At 69.5% G+C, this 17,424-nt stretch carries 22 protein-coding genes; 10 read left to right on the top strand and 12 right to left on the bottom strand.

Features of this window, described 5'->3' with window-relative positions; all coding sequences use genetic code 11:
• The coding region (locus ACSGDB_RS12870) for a helix-turn-helix domain-containing protein (protein WP_434995206.1) at positions 1-174 on the bottom strand (174 nt) is incomplete at its 3' end.
• 116 nt (positions 175-290) lie between these two features.
• Between ACSGDB_RS12870 and ACSGDB_RS12865 the strand changes: the two genes are divergently transcribed.
• On the top strand, positions 291-635 hold the full coding sequence (locus ACSGDB_RS12865; RefSeq protein WP_434995203.1) for a hypothetical protein: 345 nt from the start codon (positions 291-293) through the stop codon (positions 633-635).
• 475 nt (positions 636-1,110) lie between these two features.
• Here ACSGDB_RS12865 and ACSGDB_RS12860 read toward each other — a convergent pair whose 3' ends face one another.
• The 4 genes from ACSGDB_RS12860 to ACSGDB_RS12845 form a co-directional block, all read right to left on the bottom strand.
• Entirely contained in the window at positions 1,111-1,977 is an 867-nt protein-coding gene (locus ACSGDB_RS12860; RefSeq protein WP_434995201.1) for an esterase/lipase family protein, read from the bottom strand.
• 161 nt (positions 1,978-2,138) lie between these two features.
• Positions 2,139-3,752, bottom strand: a complete 1,614-nt coding sequence (locus ACSGDB_RS12855; RefSeq protein WP_434995200.1) for a peptide chain release factor 3 — start codon at positions 3,750-3,752, stop codon at positions 2,139-2,141.
• Positions 3,753-3,873: 121 nt separating this feature from the next.
• Positions 3,874-4,446, bottom strand: a complete 573-nt coding sequence (locus ACSGDB_RS12850) for a GNAT family N-acetyltransferase (protein ID WP_434995198.1) — start codon at positions 4,444-4,446, stop codon at positions 3,874-3,876.
• A 46-nt stretch (positions 4,447-4,492) separates the two neighbouring features.
• Positions 4,493-6,067, bottom strand: coding sequence for an MFS transporter (locus ACSGDB_RS12845; protein ID WP_434995197.1), 1,575 nt, complete (start codon positions 6,065-6,067; stop codon positions 4,493-4,495).
• Between the two features lie 61 nt (positions 6,068-6,128).
• On the opposite strand from ACSGDB_RS12845, the gene ACSGDB_RS12840 reads away from it, so the two are divergent.
• Complete coding sequence (locus ACSGDB_RS12840) at positions 6,129-6,698, top strand: TetR/AcrR family transcriptional regulator (protein WP_434995196.1); 570 nt, start codon at positions 6,129-6,131, stop codon at positions 6,696-6,698.
• A complete protein-coding gene (mscL, locus tag ACSGDB_RS12835; protein ID WP_434995195.1) occupies positions 6,695-7,114 on the top strand; it encodes a large conductance mechanosensitive channel protein MscL in 420 nt (139 codons plus the stop codon). Before ACSGDB_RS12840 ends, mscL begins: the two co-directional genes overlap by 4 nt.
• Before the next feature lie 119 nt (positions 7,115-7,233).
• On the opposite strand, the gene ACSGDB_RS12830 is transcribed toward mscL, so the two are convergent.
• The 6 genes from ACSGDB_RS12830 to ACSGDB_RS12805 form a co-directional block, all read right to left on the bottom strand.
• Complete coding sequence (locus ACSGDB_RS12830) at positions 7,234-7,407, bottom strand: CsbD family protein (RefSeq protein WP_434995194.1); 174 nt, start codon at positions 7,405-7,407, stop codon at positions 7,234-7,236.
• 89 nt (positions 7,408-7,496) lie between these two features.
• Positions 7,497-8,114, bottom strand: coding sequence for a hypothetical protein (locus ACSGDB_RS12825; RefSeq protein ID WP_434995193.1), 618 nt, complete (start codon positions 8,112-8,114; stop codon positions 7,497-7,499).
• Positions 8,115-8,128: 14 nt separating this feature from the next.
• Positions 8,129-8,662 (bottom strand): DUF6286 domain-containing protein, encoded by a 534-nt coding sequence (locus ACSGDB_RS12820; protein WP_434995191.1) that lies wholly within the window; start codon positions 8,660-8,662, stop codon positions 8,129-8,131.
• Complete coding sequence (locus ACSGDB_RS12815; protein ID WP_434995190.1) at positions 8,659-9,054, bottom strand: Asp23/Gls24 family envelope stress response protein; 396 nt, start codon at positions 9,052-9,054, stop codon at positions 8,659-8,661. Before ACSGDB_RS12815 ends, ACSGDB_RS12820 begins: the two co-directional genes overlap by 4 nt.
• A 4-nt stretch (positions 9,055-9,058) precedes the next feature.
• On the bottom strand, positions 9,059-9,241 hold the full coding sequence (locus ACSGDB_RS12810) for a DUF2273 domain-containing protein (protein ID WP_434995189.1): 183 nt from the start codon (positions 9,239-9,241) through the stop codon (positions 9,059-9,061).
• A gap of 87 nt (positions 9,242-9,328) precedes the next feature.
• Positions 9,329-9,868: an Asp23/Gls24 family envelope stress response protein gene (locus ACSGDB_RS12805; RefSeq protein ID WP_434995188.1), complete on the bottom strand. Its 540-nt coding sequence runs from the start codon at positions 9,866-9,868 to the stop codon at positions 9,329-9,331.
• A 282-nt stretch (positions 9,869-10,150) separates the two neighbouring features.
• Here ACSGDB_RS12805 and ACSGDB_RS12800 point away from each other — a divergent pair, with 282 nt between their 5' ends.
• From ACSGDB_RS12800 to ACSGDB_RS12790, 3 genes are read left to right on the top strand one after another with little or no spacing between them, the layout of a single operon-like run.
• On the top strand, positions 10,151-10,879 hold the full coding sequence (locus tag ACSGDB_RS12800) for an RNA polymerase sigma factor (protein WP_434995187.1): 729 nt from the start codon (positions 10,151-10,153) through the stop codon (positions 10,877-10,879).
• Complete coding sequence (locus tag ACSGDB_RS12795; protein WP_434995186.1) at positions 10,870-11,457, top strand: hypothetical protein; 588 nt, start codon at positions 10,870-10,872, stop codon at positions 11,455-11,457. Before ACSGDB_RS12800 ends, ACSGDB_RS12795 begins: the two co-directional genes overlap by 10 nt.
• The gene (locus tag ACSGDB_RS12790) at positions 11,447-11,845 is read left to right on the top strand and encodes a hypothetical protein (RefSeq protein ID WP_434995185.1); all 399 of its coding nucleotides are present in this window, start codon (positions 11,447-11,449) and stop codon (positions 11,843-11,845) included. Before ACSGDB_RS12795 ends, ACSGDB_RS12790 begins: the two co-directional genes overlap by 11 nt.
• Positions 11,846-11,866: 21 nt before the next feature.
• Here ACSGDB_RS12790 and ACSGDB_RS12785 read toward each other — a convergent pair whose 3' ends face one another.
• Entirely contained in the window at positions 11,867-13,363 is a 1,497-nt protein-coding gene (locus ACSGDB_RS12785) for an FAD-dependent oxidoreductase (RefSeq protein WP_434995184.1), read from the bottom strand.
• Here ACSGDB_RS12785 and ACSGDB_RS12780 point away from each other — a divergent pair.
• The 4 genes from ACSGDB_RS12780 (at position 13,341) to ACSGDB_RS12765 (ending at position 17,390) form a co-directional block, all read left to right on the top strand.
• Positions 13,341-15,077: a cryptochrome/photolyase family protein gene (locus ACSGDB_RS12780; protein WP_434995182.1), complete on the top strand. Its 1,737-nt coding sequence runs from the start codon at positions 13,341-13,343 to the stop codon at positions 15,075-15,077. The two genes, ACSGDB_RS12785 and ACSGDB_RS12780, sit on opposite strands and share 23 nt — an antisense overlap.
• A gap of 8 nt (positions 15,078-15,085) precedes the next feature.
• Positions 15,086-16,069: an aldo/keto reductase gene (locus tag ACSGDB_RS12775; protein WP_434995181.1), complete on the top strand. Its 984-nt coding sequence runs from the start codon at positions 15,086-15,088 to the stop codon at positions 16,067-16,069.
• Positions 16,070-16,203: 134 nt separating this feature from the next.
• Positions 16,204-16,458, top strand: coding sequence for a hypothetical protein (locus tag ACSGDB_RS12770; RefSeq protein ID WP_434995180.1), 255 nt, complete (start codon positions 16,204-16,206; stop codon positions 16,456-16,458).
• A gap of 14 nt (positions 16,459-16,472) precedes the next feature.
• Complete coding sequence (locus tag ACSGDB_RS12765; protein WP_434995178.1) at positions 16,473-17,390, top strand: FHA domain-containing protein; 918 nt, start codon at positions 16,473-16,475, stop codon at positions 17,388-17,390.
• Positions 17,391-17,424: the final 34 nt, after the last annotated feature.

Here is a 17,424-nt window from a genome sequence, read left to right as displayed (position 1 = left end):
GTCAGCGGTCACCGGCTTATAGCCGCGGGTTCTCGTCGTGTTCCTGCGCCGTTCCCGCCACACCACCGTGTGATCCCGCCCGATGTCGGCTCCGATCCGCCGGTCGGAATGACCCGCTCGGATCCCAACCGCGATGTCCGCCCGATCCGAGAACGTCAATGCTCTGCGCCCCACCAGGCAACTCCCTCTATCCAGTTATGTTGTTGCTACGACGCTATGACACCAAGGACTGGTGACTCCGCTGTAAGATTTTTGCCAACGGAGTCACTATCGCGTAGAGAGGTGGAGACGTGAAATCTTCTATTAGCAGCAGTGACTTAAAGAATTCGATTGAGGACACATTTAAAAGGATGCCTTCGGGCAAGCGCTTCAAGGTAAAATCAGTCACCACTGATAATCACAGTGCAACGATTGTCTTCGTACTGTTGTCCGACAGCGAAGTTTATGGAGCTAAGTTGAGGATTCCTTCAACAACCGCTGATCCGCTTTGGCAAAGAATTTCACCAAGCAGCATTGATGAATGGGTGGAATACGGAATATTCTGGCCAATCATCGAAGAGCTAGACACAGGGGGCGTCGACCGTTCCGCTCAATCACTTGACGATGGTGTTAGGTGGCTGAATCTGCACGAGTAGTTCTACTCCAATGAAGTATCACACTAGGGCTGCCACGGGTCCGTCGCGCCCACCTATACCTCTGACAGCCGGTCGCTGTGGCGTCCGTAAGCCGGTCGTCCACCGACACCGCGCAAGGCTTCCGAACCTTGCCGACCGCGCCAGGCCGCGGGAGGAACGTTTAGCCCGGGCGATAAAAACGGGCGCTGGGCTACCTCAAGTGAAACGCGAGCTTCGGCCCGCCACTCTTTCGGAGTGTCTCATAAAACTACAGTTTTGGGAGACAGACCATCGTGGCCGTCGACGCCCGAGTCGTCCCCCGGAATTCCGGGGCTCGGTCTGTCTCGCAAAGTCGTCTCACCGCAAAGTGTCTCGCCTGTCGTGTCGCGAGGGCTTTGTGAGGCAGACCGCCGAGACAGGCATCTCGGCAACACCCGGGTGAGGACATCGACTCAGGACGCGAGGCCTCCTGCCCGGCCGTGGGTCACCTGCAGCCCTACAGACAGACTGGCCGATAGGCGGGATCCGCGGGGGCGCCGGTGCGGCTGACCGCGTGCAGGACGAGCTGGTGAGCGGCCGGATCGTTGGGGAGCTGGTCGTGCTCGATGGGATCGAGCGGGCACAGGTCCTGCAGGGTGATGTTGGTGACCAGGCGTGGAGGACCGGCGAGGAACTGGCTCTGGTAGGGGGTCACGACTTCGTCGTACCGCGTTGAGACGACCGTGTAGACGGGGCCGTTGACGAGGTCCCCGATCGAGTTCAGCTCCTGCATGAACGGCGAGCCCGCGGCCTGGTCATCACACGCCTGGCACAGCGAGCCCAGGTTGCCGCCTGCCGTGAGATCGCCCGTGGCAGGGCTGACGACACCCTCGGTGCCGTGGTTCGACGGCGCGAGTCCGACGAGGTGGTCCACCTTCTTCGCGCCTCCCAGGAAGCCGAGGTAGTAGCGAGGCATCATTCCCCCCTGGCTGTGGCCGACGAGGTCCACCTTCCGCGCTCCGGTAGCAGCGAGTACGCGATCGACGAACGCACCGAGTTCGGCTGCGGACTGGCGCACTGGTCCGGTGGCGGGAACGCCATTGGTGGTGCCGTAGTCGAGGGCGAACACGCAGTACCCCGCGTTCTTGAGCACGGGTGAGAGAGTGGACCAGTTCTTCGCCATGCTCTCGAAGGTGCCAGGCACCAGGATCACGGGCTCGGGGTGCTCGGCGGTGGGAGTGCAGGACCAGTCGTTGGCTCCTGGAGGCGAGACGCTCACAACTGCACCGAGATCAGTGACATCCGCGGACGCGGAGGGGATGGCGGTGAGGGCGCCCGCCGCCACAGCCGCGGCAGCGATCAGGGACGGGATGCGGAATTTCACGAGGTGGTACTCCTTCGTATCGACCGATGCTTCGCCTCATCGAACCTAAGGGCCCGGAGTGCGCCTGGGCAAGCATCGTGCACGCCGACGCGGGGGCTCGACCAGCCGCGCGGCACGTGCTGGGTCGGCGGAACAGAGACACCTCGAATGCGGTCGCCGTGCTACTGGTCGACGGCGGCGCCGATCGGCTCGAGCACGACGTCGGGGAAGTCCTTCCTGAAGTGCCCCACCTTCCACTTGTCCCCGAACACGGCCACGATCTCGCCGTCGGAGCGGAAGAGGATCTCGCCGCCGCGGAACGTCGCGGGGACGCCCTCGCTCTCCGGCGCCACGCGCATGGCCAGCGTGTAGGAGAGATTGTCCAGCGACGTCGGCGCGTTGAACTCGGTGCCGAGCCGCTGCGCGGCGACCTCGAACTGCAGGGCTCCGACGGCGGCGAGCACGGGCGCCTGGTCCCCGCGGAGGTCCGAGCGCAGAACCTGCACCACGCCCTCGTGTTCGAGCTGCTCGATGCCACGGCGGAACTGCTTGTACCGCCCCGGATCCTTGGCGCGGGCGACGGCGAACAGTTCGGGGGAAAAGCGCGGGATGTCGGGGAACTGCACCGGCTCCTCGGCGAACAGGCTGTCGCCCACGCGGAGGCTCGTCGCGTTCACGAGCCCGACGACGTCGCCCGGCCACGCGGTGTCCACCACCTCGCGGCTACGCCCGAGGACGCGGTGCGCGTACTTGGTGGCGAAGGGCTTCCCCGTGCGCTGGTTGGTGATGACCATGCCGCGCTCGAAGGTGCCGGAGCAGATGCGCAGGTACGCGATGTGGTCGCGGTGGGCGCTGTCCTGGCCGGCCTGCACCTTGAACACGAAGCCCGACATCGGCGCGTCGATCGGGCGTGGTTCGTCGTCCTTGGAGGGGCGCGGGGTGGGGGAGGGCGCCACGTCGACCAGGATGTCGAGGAGCTGGGAGACGCCGAAGTTCTTCGCCGCGGCCGCGAAGAGGACGGGCGTCTGGCGGGCCGCCTCGAACTCCGCGCGGTCGAAGGAGCCGTTCGAGGACTCGACGAGCCCCGACTCCTCGCGGGCATCGAGCCAGGCGCCGGCGTCCCGCGGGTCGAGGGCGTCGATGTCCACCTCCGTCTCCGTGGCGGCCTGGGCGCCGGCCTCGACGGCCGTCAGCGCGATCGCGCGCTCAGCCCGGAGGTCGATGAGTCCCTCGAACTCCCCGGCGATCCCCGCCGGCCAGGTGAGCGGGACGGGGGTCATCCCGGTGCGCTCCCCGACGTCGTCGATCAGGCCGAGGGCGTCCAGGCCCGGCCGGTCCCACTTGTTGATGACCGTGATGATCGGGATGTTCCGGGCCTTGCACACGGCGAGCAGCTTGACGGTCTGCGGCTCGAAGCCCTTGGCGGCGTCGATCAGCATCACCGCGGAGTCGACGGCGGCGAGGACGCGGTAGGTGTCCTCGGAGAAGTCCGCGTGGCCGGGGGTGTCCACGACGTTGAGGATGGTGTCGCGGTAGGTCAGCTGGAGGGCGGCGGAACTGATGGAGATGCCGCGTTCCTGCTCGATGCCCATCCAGTCGGACACCGTTGCGTGACGGCTGGACTTGCCGTGCGTCACGCCGGCGTCCTGGATGGCCCGGGCGAGGAGTGCCAGCGCCTCCGTGAGGGTGGACTTCCCGGCGTCGGGGTGCGAGATGACGGCGAAGGTACGACGGCGTCCGGCTTCGCGGCGGACGGCGTCGGCGTCGAGGACGGGGGTTTCGGTTAGCAGGGCCACCCTCCCATTGTCCCCGATGCGGGCGGGACGCCCGTCGGCCGATTCCCTGCCCGCTGCGCACCCGGTTGCAGGTGGCCCGGGCGGGGGCCCGCAGCGGCAACCGGACGCAGCGGTGTCGGCGTCAGGGCAGCTCAAGCCGCATGAGGACCCGCGGGAATCCGTTCACCACCGACGCCGTGTCGGACGCCTTCGTGAATCCTGCTGCCTCGAAGAGCCGGCGCGTGCCCACATAGGCCATCGTGGTGTCCACCTTCGCGCCCGCGTTGTCGACCGGGTACCCCTCGATGACCGGAGCACCGGAACTCACCGCGAAGTCCACCGCGCCCGCGAGCAGCCGGTGCGAGATGCCCTTGCCGCGGTGCCCCGGCCGCACCCGGATGCACCAGACCGACCACGCGTCGGCGTCGTCGATCCTGGGGATCGTGCGGCTGCGGGCGAAGGCCGTGTCGGCGCGCGGATGGACGGCGGCCCACCCGACGACGACGTCGCCGTCGTAGGCGAGGACCCCGGGGGGTGGATCCTGACGGCACAGGCGTTCCACGAAGGCGCCCCGATCCTGCCGGACCAGCGCGGCGTTCTGCTTGGCCGGGAGGCGGTAGCTGAGGCACCAGCAGGCGTTCGCATCGGCGCGCCTGGGCCCCACCATCGTCGCTACATCCTCGAACACCGTTGCCGGGCGCACCTCGATCCTCATGCCCACACTGTTCCACCCGCCGTCCCGTCGGACAACGCTCCGGCGACTAGTGGTCGACGCGCTCCGCCGTCGTACTCCGGAGGCTCCACGCGGCGAGGACGGACGCACCGACCATGAGCAGCGCCGCGATGCCGGACGTCAGGGTGACGCCGCTGTCGAAGGCGTGGAACGCGGAGTCCCGGAGCAGGGCCGCACTGGCAGGACCGACCTGGGTGGCGACCTCGACCGCGCCGCCGAGGGTCTCGGTGGAGGTCTCCGCCTGGCCGCCGTCGAGCCCTGGCGGGAGCAGGAGGTTCCGCTGGTAGGACGCCAGCAGGATGCTGCCGAGCACGGCGGTCCCGAGGACGGAGCCCACCTCGTAGGCGGTCTCGGACACCGCGGATGCCGCGCCCGCCTTGGCGGCCGGGACGGAGGACAGGATGAGGTCGTTGGAGACGGTCTCGGAGGCGCCCACCCCGATCCCGAGGATCACGAAAGCCGTCATGAGGAAGCCCGCGGTACCGCCCTCGCCGAGGAGGGCGATCATCGCGTACGCGACGGCGGAGAACATCAGGGCGATCGAGACGACCACATGCGGCGCACCGCGGCGGGCCAGCGGCACGACGGCGAGGCCGGCGACGATGGTCATGACGAGGCCCGGCAGCAGGACCAGCCCGGCGTCGAGCGGGCTGAGCCCGAGCACCAGCTGGAGGTGCTGCGAGACGAAGAACAGGAAGCCCACGAGCGAGAAGATCGCGAAGAGGTTCACCAGGACGGCGCCGCTGAACGCGCGCACCGTAAACAGGCGGACGTCGAGCATGGGATTGCGGCGCTGCAACTGGCGGGCGACGAAGGCGATGCCCGCCGCGATCCCGATGAAGGCGGCCGTCACGGTGATGAGCAGCGGCCCTCCCTTCGCCAGGTTCTTGATGGCGTAGACCACCGGCAGCATGGTCCCGATGGACAGGACGATGCTGGCGTAGTCCACGCGGCCCGGATGGGAATCCTTCGACTCGGGCACCAGGACGGGGGTTAGCGCGAGCATGAGCACCAGCACGGGCACCGCGAGGAGGAACACGGAGCCCCACCAGAAGTGCTCGAGCAGGGCGCCGCCGAGCAGGGGTCCGAGCGCCGCGCCGGCGGAGAAGCCCGCGGCCCAGACCGCGATGGCGATCCGGCGCTGGTTCCGGTCCAGGAAGATGTTGCGGATGAGCGAGAGCGTCGAGGGCATGAGCATGGCACCGAACACGCCGAGGCCCACGCGGGCGGCGACCAGGAACGCCGCCGTCGGGGCGAAGGCGGCGACCACCGAGAAGACGGCGAACCCCACCGCGCCGATCATGAGCAGGCGGCGGCGGCCGAAGTGATCGCCGAAGCTGCCCATCGCCACCAGCAGACCGGCCAGTACGAGGGGATAGCTGTCGACGATCCAGAGCAGGGTGGTCCCGCTCGTGGCGAAGTGGCGGGAGATCTCGGGCAGGGCGAAGCTCAGCACCGTGTTGTCCACCGAGACCAGCAGCACCGGCAGCATCAGCACGGCGAGGGCGAACCATTCGCGGCGACCGGCCTGGGGCACGGGGGACTGAACGGCACGCGGGTTCACCCCGGGCACACGTGCGAAGGAGGAAGGTGTCGTGGTCATCCCCCTAAGCTATACCGTCCAGCCGGTACAGTACAACAATGGTGACCGGTATCATCAGGGAGTGTCCAGTTCCCGCGAGCGCATCCTCGACAGCTTCGAGAAGGCTTTGATCCGCGACGGCGAGAGGGCCGCCACCATGGAGGCGGTGGCCGCCGCCGCCGACGTCTCAAAGGGCGGGCTGCTCTATCACTTCCCGTCCAAGGAGGCGCTCGTCGACGGCCTGGCCGACCGGCTCCGCGGCCTCGCCGAGAAGGACCGCGAGGTGATGGCGGCGGCACCGGACGGTGCTGCCCGCTACTACGTCCGGACGTCCGTCTTCGAGGACAGCCCGCTCGATCGCGCGCTGGTGTCGATGGCGCGCCTGGCCCAGCAGGGGCATCCGACGGCGAAGGCCTCCCTCGCGGACATCCAGGAACGGTGGCTCGACGCGCTCGACGCGCAGCTCGGCGACCGCACGACGGCGCACGCCGTCAAGCTCCTCGGCGACGGCCTCTACTACGACGCCGCCTTCTTCGCCTCGGCCGGGACCGGACGCACCAGTGGCGCGGAGATCGACGACCTGCTCGACGTCGTGGACCTCATCGTCAGCCGAAGCATCCACAGTGGCACTCACCGAGGGGACAACCGATGATCAAGGGTTTCAGGGATTTCGTACTGCGCGGCAACGTGATCGAACTGGCGATCGCCGTCGTCATCGGCAGTGCGTTCACGGCCCTGGTCAGTGCGTTCACGGCGAACATCATCAATCCGGTCATCGCGTCCGCCGGCGGGATCGACGCGGCCGGGTTCGGTTTTTGGATCCGGCCCGGCAACGATGCCACCTTCGTCGACGTGGGTGCCGTGATCACGGCCGCGATCACCTTCCTCATCACGGCGGCCGTGGTCTACTTCGTGTTCGTCGTGCCCATGAACCGGGCACGGGCGCGGCTGCGTGCGCTCTCCGGTCCGGACGCCCCCGACGAGGCGCCGATCCCGGTGGACACCGCCCTTCTCACCGAGATGCGGGACCTGCTGAAGGACCTGGCGTCCCGGGAGGCGCGGCGATAACCCGACCCGCTGACCATGCGGGCTGACTGCGGACTGAGCGACGGTCCGGCTGACGGGCCTCCGGGAACGCCGAAGGCCACCCGCCGTGTCCCGGCGGGTGGCCTCCCATGCAGGGCGGACTATTTCTTGAAGGCGTCCTTCACGTTCTCGCCGGCGCCCTTGACCTCGGCCTTCGCCTGGTCAGCGCGGCCTTCGGCCTGGAGGCGTTCGTTGTCGGTGGCTTCGCCGACGCCTTCCTTGACCTTGCCGCCTACTTTCTCTGCTGCGTTCCTGATCTTGTCGTCCAGTCCCACGGTGTTCTCCTCTGGTAGTGGTGTCTTCTCGATGACCGGCGCGCGGGGTGCGGCCGGGGTTCCTGGTGTCCGACGGACGGACCGTCCCGTCAGGCGTCGACCGTCATCGCATCGACGGTCACGGAGCTCTGCTTCTTCGGGGCCGCCCTGACATCGATCTCGATGGCGAGGGAGGCCGGCTCCCGGCCGAGGCTCGCGCGGAGGTCCTGCCGGATGCGCTGCTCGATGTCGCCGACGACGGACGGGATGTCCGCCTGGCAGGTGGTGGTGGCGCGGACGGTGATGTCCGGTGTCCGCGTCGATCCGCGGACCACCGTCCTCGCGCCGGTCACGTCGTGCAGCTCTCCCACCCGGCCGCTGATGGCGTCCTCGAGGAGCGCCGGTTCCAGGACGGTCAGGCCTCTCCTGTCCGGGTCCTCGAGCTTGAGGGTGGAGGCGCCGTGCTTGCGGGGCACCTGCGCCAGGAGCCACAGGACGGCGAGGATCCCGAGGATGGCACCGGCACCGGTGAGGACGCCGGCGAGTATCGGGTCCCCGGCGGAGGCCACGAGGACCGGCTGGTCGCGTTCCGGCGCCCGGGCGCCGGCGAGGGTGAGGCCCTCGAGCAGGCCGAGCCCGATGGCCGTTGCCAGCGCGCCGCCGGCGAGGAGGATGCTGCCGGTGATGATGAGCCAGACGCGATTCAGGCGTCCTGCTGTGTGTCGCATGATGGGTCGGCGTCCTATCTCTTGTGGGTGCTGACGCTCACGGATACCCGTGGTGCGCGGCTCAGTTCGAGCTGGTCCAGCCGACGTCGCAGGGCGTCGGTCACGGTCGCCCTCAGTTCGCCGCGCTCCAGCATGTAGGTCGTGATGTGGACGTCCACCTTCCGGCCCGCGAGCGTCGTCCGGGCCGAATCGACGCCGTCGACCGTGCCCGCACTGTGGGTCAGGAGGGTCTCGAGCCCCCCGTTCCTCAGCGCGGCCTGCGCGGTACCTTCGTGGTCGATCAGGTAGGCGTTGTAGCGGCCGGGTACCAGGGCTGTGACGACCAGGAGCAGACCGGCGAGCGCTGTGAGGACGGCTGCGGCGATCGCAGCCTGGCTGGACCAGGGCACCGCGACTGCGCCGGAGGCTGCGCCGAGGAGGCGCGTGTCCCCGGAGAGGGCCGTGACACCGGCCCAGACGGCTGCCGATGCCGCGCCCAGCAGCATAGCTGCGCACAGGACCGCCGGTGTGCTGCGGGCCGGTCGCCGGCGGATCGGGGTGCTGCTCATCGAAGGCTCCTGTCTCGTCGGTCGGTCGTCGGAGTGAGGGGCTTGACCGTGATGTCGATCCGGCGCACCTGCAGGCCGGTGGCGCGTTCGAGGGTGGCGGTCACATGCCGGCGGATGTCCGCCGACCGCGCGGCGAGGTCGGTCGGGAAGTCGAAGGCGACGTCGAGGAACACGGCGACGGTCGTACCGCTGATCTCGACCGAGGCCTGAGGCCGCTGCTCGGCATCAGCGTGGCGTCCGACCCCCAGTACCCCTCCGCGGAGACCGCCGACGAAGGGAAGCTCGGAGGCGCCCTGCGCGGCGAGTTTCTGCACGACCTTCTCGCTCATCGTGAGAGTTCCCCGGCGGTGCGGCGCCGGCATGACGCCGCTGGTGGGTGTGATGGTGGCCATGGTGCTAGCTCCGCCGGCCGCGGGAGTCTGTGAGGTCCTGCAGGGTGAGCTTGCCGTCGAGGAGGCGTCCTACCAGCAGGCCGACCGCTGCGAAGAGGATGACCGCCAGGAACTCGAGGAATCCCCCGAAGATCGCGGCGAAGCCGAGGAGGAGCCCGACGAAGAGGCCGATGGTGCTACGTGACATGACAGTGTCCTAGGAAGTGGTGCGGATGGGGGAGGGGGCACCGGTCCAGGGCGGACCCTGGACCGGTGCCGGGTATCGAGGGAGTGACTACTCGAGTTCCGTGCCGGTCGAGGACGTCTTCGCGCCGTTCGAGGAATCACTGGAGTCATCGTCGGTGGGCAGGTGCACGTCCGAGACGGTCACGTTGACCTCGATGACCTCGAGGCCGGTGGCACGCTCCACCGCGCTGATGATGTTCCTGCGGATGGTGTTGCTGACCTCCACGATCGATGCGCCGTACTCGACGACGACCGTGACATCGATCGCGGTCTGCTTCTCGCCCTTCTCGATGCTGACCCCGCCGGAGGCGTTGGTCTGGGACCCGGGGATCCGCTCGGTGAGCTGGTCGAAGGCGCGGCGGGCGGCGTTGCCCATGGCGTACACGCCCGGCACCTCACGGGCTGCGATACCCGCGATCTTCTGCACCACGGTGTCCGCGATCGACGTGTTGCCCAGGTCCGTCTGCAAGGGGCTCGTGGGCCGGGACGTCTCGGCGCCGCCGGACTGCTCGGCCTGGCGCGTCCGGTCCGCTCCCGGGGCGGGAACCGCCGCGACCCGGCGTGCTGCGGTGCTCTGGTCTTCTGCCATCTGAATCGGTCTCCTGTGTGTGGGGGATGGTTTCGTACACGGATAAGGACGACGCCGATCCACATTCGTCACGCCGATGGCACGACTTGTTTCAGAACTTTTTCTCCACCGCTGCCCCGACCACCCCGTCGGCTCCGCGCTCCGGCCCGCGGCCTCTCCCGGGCGGCCGACACCGGTGGAGGAATGTGCGTGGTGGTCGCTTATGATTTCGATGTCGACGTGGGTCCCACGCGGCAGGTCCTGCCGAACATCCCGACGTCGCAGGGAAAGGAGGCGTGATCGATGGGCCCCGCCCAGGACGATGAGACCCGGATCCCCTCGCCGGCCACTGTGCCCGACCGCACGGAGGAGACGACGCGCGGGGGCGACGCTCCCGGCTCGGTCTGGGTGTCGCTGGACGACCTCGACGAAGCGACGATCGTCGCCCGGGCGCAGGACGGCGACCTCGACGCCTTCGAATGGCTCGTATCGGCCTACCAGGGAGGGGTCTTCCGGTTGGCGTTCCGCATGCTGGGCGATCATGCCGAGGCCGAGGACGTCGTCCAGGAGACCTTCATCGCGGCCTGGCGCAACCTGCCGACACTCTCCGCCCCCCAGGCGTTCATCCCGTGGCTGTACCGGTCGGCGACGAACAAGTGCTTCGACCTGCTGCGTGGACGCCAGCGCCGGCCGGTGGATGCCGTCTCCTTCGACGACGACGGAGGACCGGGCGGCCCCGCCGCCCAGCCCCGTTGGGAGGATGAGCCCCGGACCGGGAGGCTGAGGACGCCGGGTTCGCGGACGGCCCAGGACCCGGCCCTCCGCCACGAGACCGAGGCCCAGATGCAGGCACTGGCCGATCTGCTGCAGACCGTCCCGGCCGGGCCGCGTGCCTGCTGGTTGCTGCGGGATGTGCACGAATTCTCCTACGCTGAGATTGCAGAGATCGTGCAACTGCCGGAGAGTACTGTCCGCGGACGTATCGCGCGTGCCAGACGGTTCCTCGCAGAAGGGATGCAACCATGGCGTTGAATGAGGATCAGCCACGACTGGGGTGCGGGCGGATCATCGACGACGTCTGGGCCTCCATCGATCAGCCCCCCACCGCTCATGACCTGGAGTGCCCGGACTGCCGGAGCGCGCGTCTGGGGCTTCACCATCTGGAATCGGTCACGGGGTCGCTGCGCGACCGCGATCGCGACGACCCCGCCCTGCGCCCCGGCACCAGGGTGAAGGAGGCGATCATGATGGTCGCCCGCGCCGAGGTCCGGCGGAGCCGTCGGACGCCACTGGTGACCAACGCCCTCGGCACCATCGACATCAGCGAGCAGGCCCTGAGCGGGCTGATCAGGTTCGCGGCCTCCACCCTGACCGGGGTGCGCGCCCGCCGGTGCGCCATCGCCGGCCTCCGTCCGGCCGACCGTCCGGCCGACGCGGTGGTCGATGCCGGGGACGTGCGGATCACCCTCACCGTCGCCATCTCCTCCCGGGTGGAAGTCCCCGCCACCATGGACCTGCTCCGTGAACGGGTCGCCACCGTGGTGCAGGCCCAGACATCCATCACCATGCAGCAGATCGACATCTTCGTGGAGGACCTGTATGACCTCTGAGCAGCACCGGCCGGCGCAGGTCGCGGACCTCGACTCGCTGGCGGACGCGATCAGCGCCGCGCTCGTGGACCACCCGGGGGTGGTGCGCCTCGAACCGACGGTGCGCAGTCTGATCGACCGATGGACGCCGGAGGCCTTCGACCAGATCCACCGGAGCCTGAGGCCTGCGGGTTCCCCTCCCGTCGTCGCCCGTGACGGGCTGATCCTCACGCTCGCGGACGGAGTGCTCGACCTGAAGATCGACGTCGCCACCGACATCTCCCGGTCCGCCCTCGATCTGGCCCGCGAGGCACAGGAGGTCGCCGCGCGGCTCATCCGCGCGGAGGGCATTGCCGTCGGGCGGGTCGACGTCTCGATCCTGGCCATCGAGGGTACTGCCGTGATCTGACCGGCCGCGGACCTCGCCGCGCTAGCGCCGGGTGTCGGCGAGGTCCGACGTCGCCGGGCCCTCGAGCAGCGTCCCGTCGGCGGTGAAGCGCGATCCGTGGAGCGGGCAGTCCCAGGACCGCTCGGCGTCGTTCCAGGTGAGAATCCCCTTCAAGTGGGGGCAGACGGCCGACACCCGGTGCTGCACGCCGTCCACCGTGCACACCCCGATCGGGCGCGCCCCCTCACGGACCACGCGGCCCTCGCCCTCACCGGGGGTGGAGGACGAGGTCCGGCCGAGGCCGCCCAGCCAGCCGGTGACCATGTCCAGGCCGACGGCGGCGTTCTCCCGCGCCGTCTGGAGCGCGTCCGCGGGGCTGACCCTGGTCCGGTACAGGGTGTCGGCCCACGGCATGTTGCCGCCGAGGATCTTGCCCGAGAGGGCCAGCGCGGCCGCGGCCGCGTTCGTCATGCCCCACTTGTTGTAGCCGGTGGCGGCGTAGATGTGGCCGCCGCCGGCGGGCACCTTGCCCACGTAGGGGACGGCCGCCGCGGGCGTGTAGTCCTGGGCGGACCAGGCGTAGGCGGGGCGCGCCGTCGGGAAGTACTCCTGCGCCCACCGGGTGAGGCCGTCCACACGGGCCTGCGTGTTGGAGCTGTGGCCCACCTTGTGGCCGTTGCCCCCGACGATCAGGTACCGGGTGCCGCCGACCACGGCGGTGCGCAGCGACCGCGTGGGGGAGTCCGCACTGAGGTACATGTCCTGCGGGACGTCGTCCTCCACGGTCAGGGCCACGCAGTACGAGCGCATGGGCTCCAGCACGGCGAAGTAGCCGCCGCGGTCGAGGATGGGGATGCCGGTGGCGAGGACGACGTCCGACGCCGTCACCGCGCCCGCGGTGGTCTTCAGTTCCACGCCGTCCATGCCGTCCGCGCGAGCCGCCGCGACGCCCTCCACCCGCACGCCCTCGACCAGAGTTCCGCCGTGGCGCCTGAACTCGGAAGCCAGTCCGGCCAGCACCTCCAGAGGGTGGAACTGCGCCTGGTCCTTCAGGCGCAGCGTCTTCCGGACCGGGAAGGGGAGGGTGGCCGCACTGCCGAGCTCGGTGTTGAGCCCTGCCGCGACGCACGCCTCGTGCTCGGTCGTGAGCGCGCGCGCCCCGGTGTCGGTGGTCGCGTACTCGACGGCGTCCCGGGTCTGGTACCCGATGCCGTTCTCGTCGCAGAAGCGCAGCAGCCAGCTCTGCCCCTCGCGGTTCCCGAGCACGTAGGCGCGGGCGAGTCCGACGTCGTGGTGCTTCAGGATCGCCGAGATGCCCGTGCCCTGCAGGAGCGAGAGCTTCGCGGTGGTGTTGCCCGTGGTCACCGCTCCGACGGTCCGGGCCTCGAGGACGGCCACCCGCCGGCCGGAGCGGGCCAGCAGCAGCGCCGTCGTCAGGCCGGTCAGCCCGGCCCCGACGACGACGACGTCGAAGGCGGCGCCGGCCGGCAGGGTATCGGCCGGGATGGGCGGGGCGGTGTCGAGCCAGAGCGATCTCATGGGGTCCTTCCGGAGCCGGTCGGTGGTCCCCACCGAACCACCGAGCCCGCTCACCGTCAAGCACCCGGGCCTGTCGGCGGCGGGCGCTAGGGTGGCCCCGACGCCCATCCCCCTGCAGGAAGGCACCGCCGTGCACGTCCAGCTCGTCCTCCCGCATCAGCTGTTCGAGGAGCATCTCGAGGCGTCCCCGGACACCATCTTCGTCCTCCTCGAGGATGACCTCATGTTCCGCAGCCTGCGGTTCCACCAACAGAAGCTCGTCCTGCACCGCGCCTCCATGACCCTTTTCGCGCAACGGCTCAGGGCCGCCGGCTACACCGTCGACCACGTGGAGACCTCCGCGGAGGACACCAGCCAGCAGAGGCTGGCGGCCGTGCTCGCGGACCGGGGGGCCACGCATGTGAGCTACTACGACGTCGTCGACGACTGGCTCGACCGGCGGCTCACGCGGACCCTCGCCGACGCCGGCGTGAGGGGAAGGGTCCTCGAGACCCCGCAGTTCCTCACGCCGCGCGACGTCCTCGGCACCTACTTCTCCTCCCACACCTGGCGCATGCAGACCTTCTACGAGTGGCAGCGCAAACGGCTCGGGATCATGGTGGAGGCCGACGGCTCCCCGACGGGCGGGAAGTGGAGCTTCGACGCCGACAACCGCAAGAAGCTCCCGAAGAAGCTCGACCTGCCGGGCCTGCCGCGGTTCGAGCGGCCCCCGGAGGTCGCCGCCGCCATCGAGTGGGTGCAGGGTGCGTTCCCGGACAACCCCGGCGCCGCGGAGTCCTTCAACTGGCCCGTCACGCACCGGCAGGCCTCCGACGCCCTCGAGGCGTTCCTCACCGAGCGCTTCGAGCTGTTCGGACCGTACGAGGACGCGATCGCGGAGGGACAGACCTACCTCTTCCACTCGGCCCTGAGCTCCAGCATGAACACCGGGCTCCTCAGCCCGGCCGACGTGGTGGACCTCGCCCTGGACTTCGCCGACCGCCACGCCACCCCGATCGCCAGCGTCGAGGGGTTCCTCCGCCAGATCATCGGCTGGCGGGAGTACATCCGGGCGTCCTACGTGATCCGCGGGCGGGAGATGCGGACCGGCAACACCCTCGGGTTCACGGCGGAACTGGAGCAGGGCTGGTGGACCGGCGCGACGGGCCTCGCCCCCGTGGACACCGTCATCACCCGCGTGCTCGACACCGCCTACGCCCACCACATCGAGCGGCTGATGGTGCTGGGCAACGCGACGCTGCTCATGCGGGCGAAGCCGGACGCCGTCTACGCGTGGTTCATGGAGATGTTCATCGACGCCTACGACTGGGTGATGGTGCCCAACGTGTACGCCATGAGCCAGTTCGCGGCGGGGACCATGATCACCACGAAGCCGTACGTCAGCGGCAGCAACTACATCAGGAAGATGAGCGACTTCAAGGACGGCCCGTGGCGGGTCAGCTGGGACGCGCTCTACTGGGAGTTCGTGGACGACCACCGCGACCTGTTCGCCCGCAACCCCCGATCCCGCATGAGCGTGGTGCTCCTCGACCGCATGGACCCCGAGCGCCGGGCGGCCCTCCACCTCGAAGCGGCCCGTTGGCTTCCCGGTGCGGACGCGGTGACGGGCGCGGTGACGGACGGCACCGGCCGAGCGGCACGAACAGGGGGCCCTCCAGCCGGGAAAGCAAGCCGGCCCGTGGAGGCAGGGGAGGCCACGCTCCCCGGCCTATAGTCGGAGGCATGGAACAGAGAACCCTTGGAAGAACCGGCCGCCCCGTCTCCGTCGTGGGCCTCGGCACCTGGCAGCTCGGCGCGGACTGGGGTGCGGTGGAGGACAAGGACGCCGTCGCCGTCCTCGAGGCGGCCGTCGAGGCCGGGGTGACCTTCTTCGACACCGCGGACGTCTACGGGGACGGACGCAGCGAATCGACCATCGGGGCCTTCCTCAGGGACAACCCCGAGCTCGACATCCTCGTCGGCACGAAGATGGGCCGCCGCGTCGAGCAGGCCCCCGAGAACTACACGCTGGACAACTTCCGCCAGTGGATCGACCGGTCGCGGACCAACCTCGGCGTCGACGCGCTGGACCTCGTCCAGCTCCACTGCCCGCCGACCGCCGTCTACAGCTCCGACGAGGTCTACGACGCCCTCGACACCCTCGTGGAGGAGGGCGCCATCAGGAACTACGGCGTCAGCGTGGAGCGCACCGACGAGGCGCTCGCCGCCATCGCCCGCGGCACCACGGCGAGCGTGCAGATCATCCTGAACGCGTTCCGCCTCAAGCCGCTCGACGAGGTCCTGCCCACGGCGCAGGCCGCCGGCGTCGGCATCATCGCGCGCGTCCCGCTGGCCTCCGGCCTCCTGTCCGGCAAGTACACGGCGGACACCGCCTTCGCCGAGGACGACCACCGCAACTACAACCGCGCGGGCGCCGCGTTCGACGTCGGGGAGACCTTCTCGGGCGTCGACTACGGCACCGGCGTCGAGGCCGCCCGCCAGTTCGCGGACCTCGTGCCCGACGGCATCACGACCGCCCAGGCGGCCCTCGCCTGGATCATCGCGCAGGAGGGCGTGAGCACCGTCATCCCCGGCGCGCGCAACCCGGAGCAGGCCCGGGCCAACGCGGCCGCGGCCAAGCACGGGGACCTCGGTGCGCGGATGGACGCCGCCGTGACCGACATCTACGACCGCCATTTCAGGGCCGCCGTGCACCCCCGCTGGTGATCCGGCGACCCGGGACCCGCCCCGCACGGCGGGCGGGTTCCGCGCGGCCTGAGGCTCGGCTATCGTGGGCTTCATCACGTCAGACGGAGTTAGAGGACGTCTGTCATTGTTGAATCACCGACGAAGGAATCGACATGACCGAAAACACCTCAGGCGTCAGCACGGGCGAGTCCCACACCATCCGCGACTGGACGGACCTCGCGGAAGAAATGTGGGCCTACCTCACCGGTCGCGGCGCCGCGATCAACTACACGCTGGAGGACATGACGGTCGAGGTCCCGCGCGACATCGGCCCCGACGCGCCCCGCGCCACCTGGAAGTTCAACGGAACCCTGCGGATCACGACCAGCGACAACGCATCCAGCGGCTCCGACCCGCACGCGAGCTGATCGCCGCGCAGATCATGGCCTCAGCACTCAGGTTCGACATCGACATCGATTTCTCGCTGGGGGAGCCCGCCATCGATGGCAAGCCGGAAGCCGGGCTCTCCGGCACCGTGAAGGCTGCCGGCTCCACCATCGAGATCTTCGTCGACAACCCCGGGTCCTTCCGGGGCAACAACCTCCCCGGCCTCGGGCTGGTGCGGGACGTCGCACGGCGGCTCGCGCAGCGCGGCGTGGCGGTCTCGGTCTCCGGGCCGAAGGGGCTGATCGTCGGCCTCGGCGCCGTGGAGACCTCCCTGGCGCAGCGGCTCGTCACGCGGTCCCCCCACATCCGCCTCGGCTCACCCGGCACGCTCGCGCCCCTGCTCGGGGTAGGTCGTCGTGTCCTGGAGAAGGGTGATGCTCCGTCGCTCATCCCGCCGTCCACGCCGTTCCCGCTCGTGCCGACGGTCAACCGCCGGATCCGGCGCTCCATCACGACGACGCACTACGTGCGGGGCTCGGGGCGGCCACGTCTCATCTTCGTGCAGGACTCCGCGACGTGGTCCGGCCAGGTGCCGCGTGAGTTCGAGCTGGTCGCCGAGAGGACCACGATCGGCAGCGGGGAGGACGCGACGCTCCGGCTCAGCGGCCTCGACGAACTGCACGCCGAGGTCCTCCACACGGAGGACGACGAGTACGTGCTGGTGCCGCACGGCGCCACCACCGGCAGCGTCAATGCCAGGGAACCGACCGTCCTGCGGACGGGCGCCCGCGTCCAGTTCGGGGGGTGGGCGCTCGCGTTCTTCCGCGAGGAGTACGCGGACCACGGACGGCCGTTCGGCGGACGCAGCGGTGGCGAACTGGCCTACCAGCGTCCGCAGCGCAATCCGCGGACGGGTGCCACCGAGGTGGACGGCTCGGCCGGCGTCGGGGACTTCCGACGACGGCGCCGCTGATCCCGGTGCAGTGCGGGGTCCGCAGGGCGGGACC

Source organism: Arthrobacter sp. Ld5 (assembly GCF_051172775.1).
Classification (GTDB): domain Bacteria; phylum Actinomycetota; class Actinomycetes; order Actinomycetales; family Micrococcaceae; genus Arthrobacter_D.
This window is presented reverse-complemented; position numbering and strand designations above follow the sequence as displayed.

Bases quoted from the DNA above. Each gene is read 5' to 3' on its own strand.
- ACSGDB_RS12850 (WP_434995198.1), bottom strand. From the start codon at position 4,446: ATGAGGATCGAGGTGCGCCCGGCAACGGTGTTCGAGGATGTAGCGACG.
- ACSGDB_RS12845 (WP_434995197.1), bottom strand. From the start codon at position 6,067: ATGACCACGACACCTTCCTCCTTCGCACGTGTGCCCGGGGTGAACCCG.
- mscL (WP_434995195.1), top strand. From the start codon at position 6,695: ATGATCAAGGGTTTCAGGGATTTCGTACTGCGCGGCAACGTGATCGAA.
- ACSGDB_RS12825 (WP_434995193.1), bottom strand. From the start codon at position 8,114: ATGCGACACACAGCAGGACGCCTGAATCGCGTCTGGCTCATCATCACC.
- ACSGDB_RS12820 (WP_434995191.1), bottom strand. From the start codon at position 8,662: ATGAGCAGCACCCCGATCCGCCGGCGACCGGCCCGCAGCACACCGGCG.
- ACSGDB_RS12815 (WP_434995190.1), bottom strand. From the start codon at position 9,054: ATGGCCACCATCACACCCACCAGCGGCGTCATGCCGGCGCCGCACCGC.
- ACSGDB_RS12810 (WP_434995189.1), bottom strand. From the start codon at position 9,241: ATGTCACGTAGCACCATCGGCCTCTTCGTCGGGCTCCTCCTCGGCTTC.
- ACSGDB_RS12805 (WP_434995188.1), bottom strand. From the start codon at position 9,868: ATGGCAGAAGACCAGAGCACCGCAGCACGCCGGGTCGCGGCGGTTCCC.
- ACSGDB_RS12800 (WP_434995187.1), top strand. From the start codon at position 10,151: ATGGGCCCCGCCCAGGACGATGAGACCCGGATCCCCTCGCCGGCCACT.
- ACSGDB_RS12795 (WP_434995186.1), top strand. From the start codon at position 10,870: ATGGCGTTGAATGAGGATCAGCCACGACTGGGGTGCGGGCGGATCATC.
- ACSGDB_RS12790 (WP_434995185.1), top strand. From the start codon at position 11,447: ATGACCTCTGAGCAGCACCGGCCGGCGCAGGTCGCGGACCTCGACTCG.
- ACSGDB_RS12785 (WP_434995184.1), bottom strand. From the start codon at position 13,363: ATGAGATCGCTCTGGCTCGACACCGCCCCGCCCATCCCGGCCGATACC.
- ACSGDB_RS12775 (WP_434995181.1), top strand. From the start codon at position 15,086: ATGGAACAGAGAACCCTTGGAAGAACCGGCCGCCCCGTCTCCGTCGTG.
- ACSGDB_RS12770 (WP_434995180.1), top strand. From the start codon at position 16,204: ATGACCGAAAACACCTCAGGCGTCAGCACGGGCGAGTCCCACACCATC.
- ACSGDB_RS12765 (WP_434995178.1), top strand. From the start codon at position 16,473: ATGGCCTCAGCACTCAGGTTCGACATCGACATCGATTTCTCGCTGGGG.